Below are 13,649 nucleotides of genomic sequence, written 5' to 3'. Positions count from 1 at the left end.
TACAAAAATGGCATATAAAATTTCATTATTAAATACTAATATCAATTTTAGTTATGATTCAATACTTAAAAACTTAAATATCAACTTTATTGTAATTATAATTAGATTTAGTTATAGAATTTCAAACATATTGTAAGGTTCTTAAATTTTAACGTCTCTTTATAAAAACAGCACTCAATTACATCCTAGTTTTGGGAACAACTAAAATCACAATCATGAAAAATGTATTCTTATTTGCTTTTTTAACCTTAGCATTGGTTTTTTCAACTGAGGCAACTGCCCAGAAATTCAGTGGCCTTGACAAAAGCCCTGCGGATATAGCTTCTTTTCCGGCGAGTTATAGAGTATCCGATAAATCGGTACGAGTAATCTATAGTCGTCCCCAACTAAAAGGACGTAGCCTTTCTGAACTTGCTCCTGCAGGAAAAGTTTGGAGAACTGGAGCCAACGAATGCGCAGAAATCACTTTTTATAAAGATGTAACTGTAGGTGGAACAGCTGTAAAGGCAGGAACCTATTCTATGTTCACTATTCCAGGTGAAAAAGAGTGGACCGTAATTCTGAACAGTAATCTGAACCAATGGGGAGCTTACTCTTATGACAGTGCCGCCGATGTGGCTCGTGTTAGTGCAGCTGCAAGCACTGATGGCGAATCTTTGGAAGCTTTCTCTATTGCTTTTAATGATGAAGGTGCTATGGTCATGGGGTGGGGCACCACGCGTGTTTCATTGCCAATAGGGCTGTAACCAGTATAATTTTAATGTGAAACGAAACGGGCCTTTTAGGCCCGTTTTCTATTTTACCTGATTTCCTGAAACAAAAACCTGCTCAGCCTGAAGGTTTGGAATGTTATCAACAGGAACTGTCATGATATCATCGCTCAAAATGACAAAATCGGCAAACTTCCCTACTTCAATGCTCCCCTTTTCGTCTTCTTCAAAATTGGAGTATGCCGCCCAAATGGTCATCCCTTTTAAGGTTTCTTCTCTAGAAAGGGCATCTTCCATTTGAAAACCGCCTTCAGGGTATTTCTCTAAATCCTGTCTGGCCACCGAAGCATAGAAGGTAAGGAACGGACTCACTCTTTCTACGGGAAAATCTGTTCCCAAAGCCACTATTCCAGCCTTATTGAGTAATTTTTTATAGGCATAGGCACCCTTCACACGCTCGTGTCCCAAACGATCCTCTGCCCAATACATGTCGCTTGTGGCGTGGGTAGGTTGAATTGAAGGAATAATTCCATGTTCAAAGTAATCGAAGTCCGCCTCGGAAATCACCTGGGCGTGTTCTACCTTCCAACGCCTATCTTCTTTTCCTTCCAAGGCCTTTTTGTATGCTCTTAAGACTACAATATTGGCAGAATCTCCAATGGCATGGGTATTCATTTGGTAATCAGATTGGGCTATTCTTTCAGCTAGAGCTTCTATTTCATTAACGGGAGTTACCATGGCACCAAAATGTCCGTCATGGTCCGAGTAAGGAGCTTTTAATGCCGCACCCCTTGACCCCAAGGCCCCATCTCCATATACCTTTACAGAACGTACATGGAGTTTGTCTGTTTTTATGACCCCTTTGTTCAGGAAATGATCCAAATTATCGTTTGAATTGCTTACCATGGCATAGAGCCTTATTGACATGTCTCCTGCTTGTTGCAAGCTATCTATCAATTCTATTGTTGCCCTGCCTAAACCTGCATCATTTACTGTAGTAAGACCATAATCCAAACAAATTTCTTCAGCATCTTTTAAAGCCTGAATCTGGGTTTCTTTACTAGGTTTTGGTATGACCGCATCTACCATACCCATAGGTCTGTCTACTAAAACTCCTGTGATTTTACCATCTTTTTTAACGATTTCGCCTCCTTCTACGGAGGTATCATTGGTTATCCCAGCCATATCCAAGGCTTTTTGGTTCACGAGATAGGCATGGCCATCAACCCGTTCCAAAGCTACAGGTGTATCAGGAAACAATTCATCTAATTTCTGCTTGGTGGGGAATTCCTTTACTTCCCAGTCGTTTTGGTCCCATCCTCTACCCAATACAAAGTTGGAAGGGCGTTCTTTATGGAAGGCGACCACCTTATCCAAAATTTCCTCAAAGCTTTCGGTTCCAACCAAATCCACTACTTGTTGATTTAGCCCTAGGCCATAAAAATGGCAGTGGGCATCAATCAATCCTGGGACAATGGTTTTTCCGCCAGCGTCAATCTCTCTTTTGGCTTCAAATTTTTCCCGGATAGCTGCCTCATCTTCAACCGCTACAAACTTTCCATTTTTAACAGCAACGGCAGAAGCCATTGAAAAATCAGCATCAACGGTATAGATGTTGGCATTATAGATTACAAGATCAACTTCTTCTTTGGAAGTACAGGATGCAAAAACAAGTACAACTGAAATACAGAGGAAAATTTTTTTCATTACGAAGTGGTTTCCTCCAAAAATAGAAAATGCAAATGAAAGTCAAAGAATCATTGATCATCAAACTTGGTCATCACAAACTCTATACGACCGTTCTCAAAGTCTTTGGCCTTTATTTTTCCATTGCGCAGTGGCTTGGTATCCCCAACACCTTCCCAGACAATGCGATTATCATCAATACCCAACTTTTTTAAGTGAAGAGCAACGGCCCTAGCCCTTAGTGAGGAAATAAACTTGTGATATTCTGGAGTGCCAATATTATCCGAATGCCCAGTAATTTTCATCTGTACCTCGGCATTTTCTTTAAGATACTTGAAGATTTTTTGAATATCCTTCCTTGCTTTGGCGTCAAGTTCATAGCCTTTTGGTTCAAAAGGATTATTCTCCAACACGTAGATCTTATCCTCTTCATAGTTTACCCTAGGTAATTCCTCGAGAACAAAATTGTCCAGATAGTAGTACGAGAAATCGCTGGATGAGGGGAGTTTTTCAGACTTTAACAACGTAGTATTATCATTGGTCTGAAAGTTTCCGAATATGATATGGTTTTCAAAGCCTTTGGCATCAAATTCAGCTGTCAATGTAACCCAACCTTCTTTCTCCGCCATGGACTTATCCGCCTTCAATGCTATTTCATGAAATTCAACATCCTCTTGTAAGTCCAATTTAGAATGGGTAAGAACCGAGCTGTTAGGTACCTTTACCTTTTTATTTGTCATTATAATTGACATGGTTTTCAGTGCCATTTTGGAAGTTTCCGCCAGGCTCACCTGTAATGATACTTTATAAGGATGCTTTTCACGTAGTTTTTTGGCCGTGTTTAATTGAACATACTCCCGATAATCGTTCAACGCATAAAAATAGAGTCCTACGTAACCGGAACCTTCGGCGCTCTTTTGACTTCCCTTGAAATTCTCCGGGATACTAAAATCCTCTGAACCACATTGATGAAAGTAATCTCCTGAGCTGGATGTTGGCAAAGAAACATCTTGGAGCAGCACATCCATATTTACAATTCTGGATGGGCATTGGTCATTGATTTCGAATCCTGGATTTAAAATCAAGTTTTGTGAGGAAAGTGCTGTGCACACCAACAAACTAATACTGAAAAAAGATAATGTACGGTAACCCATTTTAACTTTGTTTACTAGGTTCCCGTGCAAGCTTAAAAACGCATGTTTTTCTTTTATATTGCTCTGCTACTGGTTTTTACAATCACTATTTTCTGCATTTTGTCCTCATTTTTCACACTAAATTTTGATAAAAAGCGTTACTAAAGTCCAAATCTTATTGTAATGCGCATAGTAACCATTGTGCTGATACTATTCTTATTCCCATTTTTTGGAATTGGCCAAAATACCGTTACGGGAAAAATTATTGATGAATTGGGGCTCCCAATTTATTTCGCTACGGTTGAAATCGATGATACCAAGGATATCGCATACACAGATTTTGATGGCGCTTTCACCCTGGAAAGTGAAAAAGATTTTCACTGGAAAATAAAAATCAGCTCCAAAGGTTACAAAACGGAGTCTTTCTTTGTTTTAAGTGGTGGTAGTTCTGGGGAGATCGTACTGGAATACAATGAAGAAATGAGAAAGATGTTGGAGGGAAAATAGCTTTTCACCTTTAATTATCATCCTCAAACTTGGTCATCACAAATTCTACCCTTCTATTTTTTCTTCTGGCCTTATCGGTAAGGGCGCTATCCACAGGAATCTTGTTGCCATAGCCTTTGGATTCTATACGTTGTCTATCCAACCCCAATGCAATCAAGTATTTTGCAACGGTACTGGCCCTTTGTCTTGACAATACATCATTGTATTCATCAGAACCCAGGTCATCTGTATGGCCGCTTATGGAAACTTTTAAGTCCGGATTTTTCTTAAGATAACTGTAAACATCCTTTAGGCTTTGTTTAGCCTTAGGTTGCAAATCGAAACGATCAAAGTTAAAATTGACGTGGTCCAGCACATAAACCTCATTGGGTTGGTAATCTGGCCCAATGTAGTTAAGGGAAACATCATCAATATAGTAGTATGAATAACCTTCGGTTTTTCCGGAGGCCTCTTTATAGTTTAGATAGTTGGTACCGCCGTTGCTTTTAAAATTTCCAAGTATCAGGTGGTTTTCAAAACCTTTGGCCACAATTTCCAAGCTAATCTGCATCCACTCCTTTTTGTCATCATAAAAACCACTTGAAGTAAACTGTTTGGCATGGGTCGCTTTTATATTCTTTGATGCCAGCGCCGAGTTAGAAAGTTGCCTTTTTGTATGAACGGTCAAAGGTTTTTCTGAAAAAACCGCTCCCATGTCCATTACCGCCCCATCAGATTTCTCGGCCAAGCTAAGGGAAAGGGATAATTGATACCTATGTCCTTTTTGTAAGGTCTCGGTCAATGCTACTTGAATGTATTCCCTGTAATCTTTAGGGGCAAATAGATAGAGTCCTGCATAAGCACTACCTTCAAAAGCTTCTTGTTTGCCCTTAAAGTTCATGGGGATTCCCAGCTTTGTCCGGCTACATTCGTTAAAATAGTCTGTAGTACCCAAAGTGGGGGCATTCCAATATTCGGCATCCCTGTTTAGGTTGCTCATTTTTATGGGACACTCCACAAAGTCTTCAAAGCTCCCGTTATGCACTAAATTCTGCGATAGAACCGTAGTACAGAGCACCATGAAAAAGGAAAGGGTCAATATGTCATAGCATCGTTTCCGCATAACTTTACAGTCTTCGGAACCCCTAGGTTATTGAGGTTGGTAGTCAAAAAAACGAATAAATGACCTCTTTATTGCCCAAGTAGCTGAAAATCACATCAATGGAAAGATAGACGCAATTTGGCTTGAATCGCCTAAAAATCAAACTTGTAGGAAACCCCTGCTAGAGCCTGAAATCCTTGTACCCTAAAATTGGCCCATCGTTGATAATCGTTATTGGCAATATTGGATGCTTTTACAAAAACAGAAAGTTGTTCATTGAATCGATAACCAATATGCGCATTGGCATCAAAAAAACTATCCAAGGTAACAATGGTTGAAGGAAATTCGGATGGTAAAGCATTTTGGACCACTTGCGCTACTAAATCGTCCCGTTCTCCAACATAAAACAAATTGGCCCCTAAATACCATTGCTTGTTAATCTGGTAATCCATGAACACAGATCCTTTTATTGAAGGTAAATTCCAGGCAGGATTATCGGTCTCGGTATCATAATCGTAAAACTCGGCATTGATTCCCAGTGAAAAGTTTCGGTTGACATCAACATTGATCTCCCCAAAAATGCCCAGGGTCTTTACATCATCGTAGAAAACTTGGAAAGAATTTCCATAGAAGTAGCTCTTTTCGTCATCCCTAAACAGGTTTTGTGGATTCAAAAAGAACAATGGTCTTCTGTTTTCCGCTGTATAGGATCCTTTGATGTTATACCCTACATTGGAAAGCAATTGCCCTTTTAATCCCAAATAGCCTTCATATTGCTGATCGGTAGGCTGAATGGTGAGCGTTGGGGAAACGTACGGATTTTCATTTACAAAACCGTGATACGAATTTTGCTTTAGTTGACCTTCAATTCCTCCATAGGCAATAACATTTTCGTCCAACAAACGATAAGATGCGGTTACTGCTGGATAGATATAAAAATTGCTGTCGCTGTTTTCGGTATCCAATCCATAAACAAAGCTAGCTCCAAGATTCAATCTCAAGTCATCACGAAGTACCAAAAGACTTGGAGTCACCCCTACCTGAAATTGACTGTAATTTATCTCCCCATCGTTTACTGTATTGTTAAGCGATGTATTCTTGAAGTTTCCGTTCACAAAATCCATTTTGGCCCCAATGGTGACCAACTCCTCTGTAATGGGCAATTCAATGGTTGGATTGATCACTACCCGATTTTCTCCTGATTCGGTGGCATCCCAAAAACGTCTCAACAAAACAGTCCCTTTCTTAAAAAAGGAATCTTCCATATTTATATGGGCTTTGGCCTCTGCATTGAAATAGTTTTGCTGCTCGTCCATGCCGGCAATGGTGATTTCATCAAAAGCTCCGTTTTCAATTCCGTACCAATTGTACAGCTGATGCTGCAATCCAACACTGGCTCCCCAATCCATATCTCTATCCTTCTTCGCATAGGAGACATCCAATTGGGTATTGTAAAAATCGGTATCCAACGGTGTCGAATCAATATCTCCGCGGGAAGAATGGTGACTCAATCCAAAATCCAACAAATCCTCTCCTCTATTAAATTCCCTGCTTGTATATACATCTACCAAGGCGTTGTTATAATTGCCCAATCCTACCGAAGCATAGGAATTGTACAATGTAGGGGGCGGCGTTTTTTTAACCCTGGAGGCTTTTCCTTTTGCCGGAGTAAATGTAGAAGCTACGGGCACTGAAAATATGCTGTAGTTAATTTCTTTTTTTTGAAGCACAATAGAATCATTGAGATTTGGGGCAGACTTCACCTTAAAGGCATCTGAAACAGTTGGGGAATACGGTTTCACAACCGTAACCGTTTCAGTACCTATGTCATCGGTTTCTTGGGCAACTGCTGTTCCCAAAAGGCTCAAAAATACTAGTGATACTATATAGATGTTCTTTTGCATACCGCGTGTAGATTTAGTTTCCGTTGGGGTCAACGGATGAATTGGTCTGGGCTTCCTTGGCTTTGATCATAGAAAGTTCTCCTTTTGCCTCTGCAACAATTTCTTCGTATTCTGAAAAATTGCTGATCACACTCTCCAAAATGTACGTGGCCTGAAAGGCATCTCCCAAGCTGTAAAAATTCTTTGCCATAACCACAAGCCCTTTACCTCCCCATTCCTTGTAGGGAGCAAAGTCCTTTGCCAATTTTTGCACTGCTGTATTGGAAGCTTCAAAATCCTGGTTCTTGTTTTTGAAGTAGGCATCATAATACCATGCTTCAGCCGCCAACTCCCCTGTTGCAATTTTTTGGACCTCTTTATAGGCCGTTTCTGCCAAAACTTCATCGTTGGTGGCTATGGCCGACCGTGCTATCATGATCTGGGCATCACTTTTTATCCTATTGTCAATCTTGGAAGCATTCAACACCTTTTCTGCGTAGGCAATGGTTTTTCTGTAGTCTTTTTGACCGTAATACCCTTTCATGAGGTTAGATTGGGCAAAAGTTCTGTTCTGAACAATTTCCGCAGTACTTTCCAACCGCTCCAAGTACGGAATGGCATTTTGATAGTCTTGTTTTTCCACAAAAATTTCGCACACCCGTGTCAGTGCCTGTTCCGTGAATTCGCCACTACCGCTATTTGCCACAACCTGATATTTGGCCAGTGCCTGTTCCTTATCTCCTTTTGCATAATAGAGTTGGGCTAAATTGAAGTTGACATCCAAAGCATGAATGCCATTGGGGAATTCTTTTAAATAATCTTCATAGGCACGAATCGCGGCATCAGACTTTCCTTCCACATATTTTCGCTCGGCAGCCTCAAAGCTGGCATTATCCAATTCGGCATCTGTTACCTCTACAAAATCAAGATTTCTGGCCCAAGCTGCATATTCGCTCACTCTACCTTCATCTACGTAGATCAATTTAGCCGTGGCTACGGCTTGTTTTGCCTCTTGGGTGCTAGGGTATTTTTGTACTACCTGTTTCAGTTTGACCAAAGCTTGATCGTTTCGGCTGGCATTGTAATGTACCAAACCTTGTCTTAGCATTGCCCTTGGGGCAAACTTGCTTCGGCTATATTCAGAGATCAATTGATCATAAGTTTGCAAGCCTACACTTTCCTGTCCTGTTTTAACATAGGTATTTCCGAGTTCAAAATAAGCATCGTCCCTTAGGCTTGATTTTGGATAGCGAGTCAAAAATTGGTTCAATCCATCAATTTTGGCAGAATTGTTTCCCAAAAACCCAGAGCACAAGGTTTTTTGAAATGCAGCATAATCCCGCTCCGGACCATTCATTTTTGAAGCTTCTTCATAAGCCGATTGGGCCTGACGATATTTACTGGTTACAAAGTAACTATCTGCCAATCGCAGATACCCGTCGCCACGTTTTTCAGAATCGACCAAGTTGGAATTTGTCACCGTTTTGAAATGAGATATGGCACTGTTGTAATCCTTGAGTTTAAAATAGCAATAGCCCAGATTATAATCCAATTCTTCATGTTCTGGAATGGAATTCACCCCTGGTAAGCCTTTAAATCGCTTAAAACTGATCAAGGCATCATCAAAACGATTAAGTCGATATTCAGATTCTGCTTTCCAATACTGTGCCTTAGCTTCAAAATTTGAATTTTCTGCACTTTTTAGTGATTTGGAAAATCGCTCTAAAGCTTGTTCATAATCCCCATCAATAAACAATTCCACCCCTCGGTAATAAGATACTTTTTGATAGGTCTCCTTGCTGGCATAGCCCTTGTTTTCCTCCAAAAGCTGCATGGCTCCTTCAAAATTCTTTGAAGTGATATAGGAATCCACCAAAAGCTCCTGTATTTCTTGTTGGTGTTCATCCTTTGGATATTTTTCTAAATAGGCCGCCATTACTTCGGGTACTGGCTCATAGGGATTTCCTATTTCATAGCTCAGTCGGGCATAATTGAGTAGTGCATCTTTTTGGATATCCGCGCTAAAATCCATTTGCGATGCATTTCGGAACGCATTTAAGGCCTCTGACTTCTTATCCAACTTTAAATAACACTCCGCCAAGTGATAATAGGCATTCTGGGAAACGCTGTTGGTTCCCCCTATTATTTTATTGAACTGTTGAATCGCGCCCTCATAATCTCCTTGTTTATAATGGCTGTACCCTAATAAATAGTAGTCTGTGTTGTTCAGTTTACCCCGTTTACCTCTGTATTTTTCCAGATAGGAAATGGCCTCACTGTATCTTTTAAGGTTGAAATAACTCTCCCCTATAACTTTGTTGAGCTCTGACTTTTCCTTTCTATCAGATTTGGGCAATTGCTTTTCGGCCATAGCAATGGCCTCTTCAAAATTTCCCAGTTTAAAATTTAAATCCGCTTGATAATATGACAGTTTCTCGTTGAGAAGCTCAGGATCGGTGATTTGATCAAATCTGGCACTTGCCTCATCATAATCATCCTGCTCATAGGCAATGTATCCCAAATAATATTTGGCCTGCGACCCATATTTTGGGGAATTGCTCACTTTGCTCAAATACCGTTCAGCCTGTTTGGGCCTTTTGGAAGCATACAGAGCGTACCCATTATTGAAATTGAACCGTTCCTGATCCGCATGGGACATAGAAGATTCGTCTACTTTTTTGTACCATTTTAGGGCATACGGATACTTTCCGGTTTCAAAATAATAATCGGCCACGTCCAAAAAAGCCGAATTGCGTTTGGTGGATGTAGGATAGCGCTCCACAAAGTCTTCCATCAATTTATCCGCTCCGCGTTGGTTCAATCGTATAGCGGCATTAGCCGCATAGTAGGCACTGTTTGCCTCTGTTTCGGAGTTTTTGGAAGTAGCTTTTACTTTCTCAAAGATAGCTTGAGCAGCTTGATATTGCTGATTGTTGTACAAGGCCAAAGCTTCTTGAAATTCTTTGTCCTCATGAAAATATACTTTGGTTTCCTGTGCTGTAAGTATGAAAAAAGTTCCCAAGAAAATGGGAAACAAAAGGAGGCTTTTTCGATTCATAGTGTTCTACGCTGTTCTCGATTGACTGTAAACATAACGTCAAAATACGGGCCAAAGTATGTCGATTTCCTAATCAACTTGAATTTAGCCAATGGAATGTGAGCTATAATTATAGAACTTAGTACCTTTATTTTCCAAAGTAATATTATGCCCGATACAATTGTAAAATTACAGGATGTAGCCGTATTCCAAAATGAAAACCTAATCTTGAACCATATTGACCTTGAGGTAAAAAAAGGAGAATTTGTTTACGTAATAGGAAAAACTGGAAGCGGGAAAAGTAGTTTTATGAAGACTTTGTACGCAGATCTTCCCTTAAAACAAGGAACTGGAAGCGTAGTTGATTTTGACCTTAAAGAATTACAAGAAAAGGACATCCCTTTTTTGCGTAGAAAGCTGGGTATTGTTTTTCAAGATTTTAAATTACTGCCAGATCGCAATATAAACAACAACCTTAGGTTTGTGCTCAAAGCCACTGGATGGACCGATGCTTCTAAAATGGACTCAAAAATTGAGGAAGTATTGGACAAAGTGGGAATGAAAACCAAAGGTTTTAAATATCCCCATGAGTTATCGGGAGGTGAACAACAACGCATCGCCATTGCCAGGGCCTTACTGAACGACCCTGAGCTCATCTTAGCTGATGAACCTACTGGAAATCTAGATCCGCAGACCAGTGTGGAGGTCATGAAAGTATTGCAGGACATCAATCAGAATGGACGTACCATAATAATGGCCACACATGACTATGCACTTATTTTAAAATACCCTCACAAAACCCTCAAATGTGATGGGAGCAAAGTATTCGAGGTAATACAAAAAGCTATCTAATACAATCCAACAACGCGTTTGTCAATACGCAAAGTCCAGAACCTCAAAAGGAGACCGTTGACAACTGGTGGATATTGATTGCACCCTAACACTTTGACCGCCAAAAGTTTTTTGTTTCTTTGCCAAAACTAAAATTACTTTCCCTTTATGGAAATACTTGGCATAGATATTGGCGGGTCCGGTATTAAAGGTGCACTTGTGAACGCCGAAACAGGCGAAATGTTGACAGAACGCCATCGCATACCAACCCCAGCTTCTAGAAAGCCTGATGAAATGGCAGAAGTGGTAAAACAGATTGTAGACCATTTCAATTATAAAGGCCCTGTTGGGTGCGGTTTTCCTTCTATTGTCAAAAAAGGGATATGCTTATCCGAAGGAAATCTACATCCCAGTTGGGTTGGTGTAAATGTTGATGAACTGTTTACAGAGGCCACTGGGCAAGAGTTTACGGTTCTAAACGATGCGGATGCTGCCGGATATGCCTCTATGAACTATGGAGTGGGAAAGGGAAAGAAAGGATTGGTGATCATGGTTACCATCGGCACCGGACTAGGTAGTGGGGCTTTTTACAATGGCATCTTATTACCAAATTTTGAACTAGGCCAGATTCCTTACAAAAAATACAGAAAGATAGAGCAATGGGCGGCTGCTTCGGCAAAAGAACGTGAAGGCCTCAGTTACGAAAAATGGGGTAAACGATTCAACAAATTTTTAAGATTGGTAGAACTGATAGTCTCTCCAGACCTTATAATCGTTGGTGGGGGAACTTCCAAAAAATGGAAAGAATTCAGCCATTTGATTGATGTTGATACCGAAGTTGTAAAAGCCGAGCTCATGAACCACGCAGGAATCATTGGAGCCGCCGTGGCATGCCTAAGGGAACAGCACCATGGGCATTTAAAAACCGAAAGCTAGTCTATCTTATTTCGTTTTCTGTCCACTTCCTTTAGGAAGATTTTTCTAAGTCTAAGGTAATTAGGAGTAACCTCCACGTACTCATCCTTCTGAATATACTCCAATGCCTCTTCCAAAGAAAACTTGATTGCCGGTACGATCTTGGCCTTGTCATCCGCTCCTGCTGAACGTACGTTTGATAATTTTTTTGTCTTTGTGACATTGATGGTCATGTCATCTCCTCTGGAGTTTTCTCCAATGACCTGCCCCTCATAAATATCCTCTCCTGGATCAATAAAGAATTTACCTCTTTCCTGTAATTTATCTATTGAGTAAGGAATTGCGGTTCCATTTTCCATGGACACCAAAGACCCATTTTGTCTTTGGGCAATTTCCCCTTTTAGGGGTTGGTATTCTAAAAATCTATGCGCCATAATGGCCTCCCCAGCTGTTGCGGTAAGCAATTGGTTTCTTAGACCGATGATTCCTCTTGATGGAATTATAAACTCACAGATCATTCGAGAACCTTTGGCCTCCATACTGGTCATCTCCCCTTTCCTAATGGAAACCATTTCAACCGCTTTTCCAGATACTTCTTCAGGAAGGTCAATGGTCAAGTGCTCCACTGGCTCACACTTGACACCATCAATTTCCTTGATGATAACTTGAGGTTGCCCAATTTGAAGCTCATATCCCTCACGTCGCATAGTCTCGATCAAAACAGAAAGGTGTAGTACCCCTCTACCAAAGACCATGAACTTATCCGCGCTATCGGTTTCTTCAACACGAAGTGCAAGGTTCTTTTCCAGCTCTTTTTCCAATCGTTCCTTTATATGCCTGGAGGTAACAAACTTGCCATCTTTCCCAAAAAATGGACTGTCGTTAATAGTGAACAACATGCTCATTGTAGGTTCGTCAATGGCTATGGTCTTCAATTTTTCGGGATTTTCAAAGTCGGCCACGGTATCACCAATATCAAAACCTTCCATACCAACAATGGCACAAATATCCCCTGCAACCACTTCATCCACTTTCTGACGACCAAGACCTTCAAAGGTAAATAGTTCCTTCACTTTGGTCTTCACAATGCCTCCATCTCGTTTTACCAAAGAAATCTGCTGGTTCACTCTAAGTGTTCCCCGCTGCAATCTTCCAATGGCAATCCGTCCGGTGAAGGAAGAAAAATCCAAAGATGTAATCAGCATTTGTGTTGACCCTTGCTCGGGCTTAAACTCCGGTATATGCTCAACCACCATATCCAAAAGGGGTTCAATATTTTCGGTGGGCTTTTGCCAATCTTCGCTCATCCAGTTATGCTTTGCCGAACCGTAAACCGTTGGAAAGTCCAACTGCCATTCTTCGGCCCCCAACTCAAACATAAGGTCAAAGACTTTTTCATGCACTTCTTCTGGAGTACAGTTTTCCTTATCCACCTTATTGATGACCACACAAGGTTTTAAACCTAAATCAATGGCCTTTTGCAATACAAATCGGGTTTGGGGCATAGGTCCTTCAAAGGCATCAACCAACAAAAGAACACCATCTGCCATATTGAGAACACGCTCTACTTCACCTCCAAAATCGGCGTGACCAGGAGTATCAATTATATTGATTTTAGTGTCCTTGTACACCACGGAAACGTTTTTGGAAACAATGGTGATTCCCCGTTCCCGTTCCAAATCATTATTGTCCAGAATTAGCTCTCCCTTGTTCTCATTTTCACGGAACAAACGGCAGTGATACATGATCTTATCCACTAGAGTGGTCTTGCCGTGGTCTACGTGGGCGATGATTGCAATATTCTTGATTTTGGACATAACCTGATTTTTAAGCCCGCAAAGATACTGCTATTTTTTTCTTGGACGA

At 40.7% G+C, this 13,649-nt stretch carries 10 protein-coding genes; 4 read left to right on the top strand and 6 right to left on the bottom strand.

Annotation, left to right across the window (positions count from 1 at the left end; all coding sequences use genetic code 11):
* Nucleotides 1-215 precede the first annotated feature (215 nt).
* Complete coding sequence (locus DX873_RS01165; protein ID WP_116182704.1) at nucleotides 216-746, top strand: DUF2911 domain-containing protein; 531 nt, start codon at nucleotides 216-218, stop codon at nucleotides 744-746.
* Between the two features lie 48 nt (nucleotides 747-794).
* Here DX873_RS01165 and DX873_RS01160 read toward each other — a convergent pair whose 3' ends face one another.
* Both DX873_RS01160 and DX873_RS01155 read right to left on the bottom strand, forming a co-directional pair.
* Entirely contained in the window at nucleotides 795-2,417 is a 1,623-nt protein-coding gene (locus DX873_RS01160; RefSeq protein ID WP_116182703.1) for an amidohydrolase, read from the bottom strand.
* A gap of 50 nt (nucleotides 2,418-2,467) precedes the next feature.
* On the bottom strand, nucleotides 2,468-3,550 hold the full coding sequence (locus DX873_RS01155; protein ID WP_116182702.1) for an OmpA family protein: 1,083 nt from the start codon (nucleotides 3,548-3,550) through the stop codon (nucleotides 2,468-2,470).
* Between the two features lie 162 nt (nucleotides 3,551-3,712).
* Here DX873_RS01155 and DX873_RS01150 point away from each other — a divergent pair, with 162 nt between their 5' ends.
* The gene (locus DX873_RS01150; protein WP_116182701.1) at nucleotides 3,713-4,036 is read left to right on the top strand and encodes a carboxypeptidase-like regulatory domain-containing protein; all 324 of its coding nucleotides are present in this window, start codon (nucleotides 3,713-3,715) and stop codon (nucleotides 4,034-4,036) included.
* Between the two features lie 10 nt (nucleotides 4,037-4,046).
* Here DX873_RS01150 and DX873_RS01145 read toward each other — a convergent pair whose 3' ends face one another.
* The 3 genes from DX873_RS01145 to DX873_RS01135 all read right to left on the bottom strand — a co-directional run bounded on the left by DX873_RS01145 (nucleotide 4,047) and on the right by DX873_RS01135 (nucleotide 10,058).
* Nucleotides 4,047-5,138 carry an OmpA family protein gene (locus DX873_RS01145; protein WP_116182700.1) on the bottom strand — a complete coding sequence of 364 codons (1,092 nt, stop codon included), beginning with the start codon at nucleotides 5,136-5,138 and terminating at the stop codon, nucleotides 4,047-4,049.
* A gap of 131 nt (nucleotides 5,139-5,269) precedes the next feature.
* Nucleotides 5,270-7,021, bottom strand: coding sequence for a TonB-dependent receptor (locus tag DX873_RS01140; protein ID WP_116182699.1), 1,752 nt, complete (start codon nucleotides 7,019-7,021; stop codon nucleotides 5,270-5,272).
* A gap of 13 nt (nucleotides 7,022-7,034) precedes the next feature.
* Nucleotides 7,035-10,058, bottom strand: a complete 3,024-nt coding sequence (locus DX873_RS01135) for a tetratricopeptide repeat protein (RefSeq protein WP_116182698.1) — start codon at nucleotides 10,056-10,058, stop codon at nucleotides 7,035-7,037.
* Nucleotides 10,059-10,205: 147 nt separating this feature from the next.
* On the opposite strand from DX873_RS01135, the gene DX873_RS01130 reads away from it, so the two are divergent.
* Both DX873_RS01130 and ppgK read left to right on the top strand, forming a co-directional pair.
* Nucleotides 10,206-10,889 carry a cell division ATP-binding protein FtsE gene (locus DX873_RS01130; RefSeq protein WP_116182697.1) on the top strand — a complete coding sequence of 228 codons (684 nt, stop codon included), beginning with the start codon at nucleotides 10,206-10,208 and terminating at the stop codon, nucleotides 10,887-10,889.
* A 147-nt stretch (nucleotides 10,890-11,036) separates the two neighbouring features.
* A complete protein-coding gene (gene ppgK / locus DX873_RS01125) occupies nucleotides 11,037-11,804 on the top strand; it encodes a polyphosphate--glucose phosphotransferase (protein WP_116182696.1) in 768 nt (255 codons plus the stop codon).
* Here the strand turns inward: ppgK and typA are convergent.
* On the bottom strand, nucleotides 11,801-13,600 hold the full coding sequence (typA, locus tag DX873_RS01120) for a translational GTPase TypA (RefSeq protein WP_116182695.1): 1,800 nt from the start codon (nucleotides 13,598-13,600) through the stop codon (nucleotides 11,801-11,803). The genes ppgK and typA overlap by 4 nt on opposite strands.
* Nucleotides 13,601-13,649 lie beyond the last annotated feature (49 nt).

Source organism: Flagellimonas nanhaiensis (genome assembly GCF_003382275.1).
In the GTDB taxonomy this organism is placed as follows: domain Bacteria; phylum Bacteroidota; class Bacteroidia; order Flavobacteriales; family Flavobacteriaceae; genus Flagellimonas; species Flagellimonas nanhaiensis.
Note: the sequence above shows the minus strand (reverse complement) of the source record. Positions and strands in the feature narration are given on the sequence as shown.

Coding starts and splice junctions, on each gene's coding strand:
- DX873_RS01155 (WP_116182702.1), bottom strand. CDS start 3,550: ATGGGTTACCGTACATTATCTTTTTTCAGTATTAGTTTGTTGGTGTGC.
- DX873_RS01165 (WP_116182704.1), top strand. CDS start 216: ATGAAAAATGTATTCTTATTTGCTTTTTTAACCTTAGCATTGGTTTTT.
- DX873_RS01130 (WP_116182697.1), top strand. CDS start 10,206: ATGCCCGATACAATTGTAAAATTACAGGATGTAGCCGTATTCCAAAAT.
- DX873_RS01160 (WP_116182703.1), bottom strand. CDS start 2,417: ATGAAAAAAATTTTCCTCTGTATTTCAGTTGTACTTGTTTTTGCATCC.
- DX873_RS01145 (WP_116182700.1), bottom strand. CDS start 5,138: ATGCGGAAACGATGCTATGACATATTGACCCTTTCCTTTTTCATGGTG.
- DX873_RS01135 (WP_116182698.1), bottom strand. CDS start 10,058: ATGAATCGAAAAAGCCTCCTTTTGTTTCCCATTTTCTTGGGAACTTTT.
- typA (WP_116182695.1), bottom strand. CDS start 13,600: ATGTCCAAAATCAAGAATATTGCAATCATCGCCCACGTAGACCACGGC.
- ppgK (WP_116182696.1), top strand. CDS start 11,037: ATGGAAATACTTGGCATAGATATTGGCGGGTCCGGTATTAAAGGTGCA.
- DX873_RS01140 (WP_116182699.1), bottom strand. CDS start 7,021: ATGCAAAAGAACATCTATATAGTATCACTAGTATTTTTGAGCCTTTTG.
- DX873_RS01150 (WP_116182701.1), top strand. CDS start 3,713: ATGCGCATAGTAACCATTGTGCTGATACTATTCTTATTCCCATTTTTT.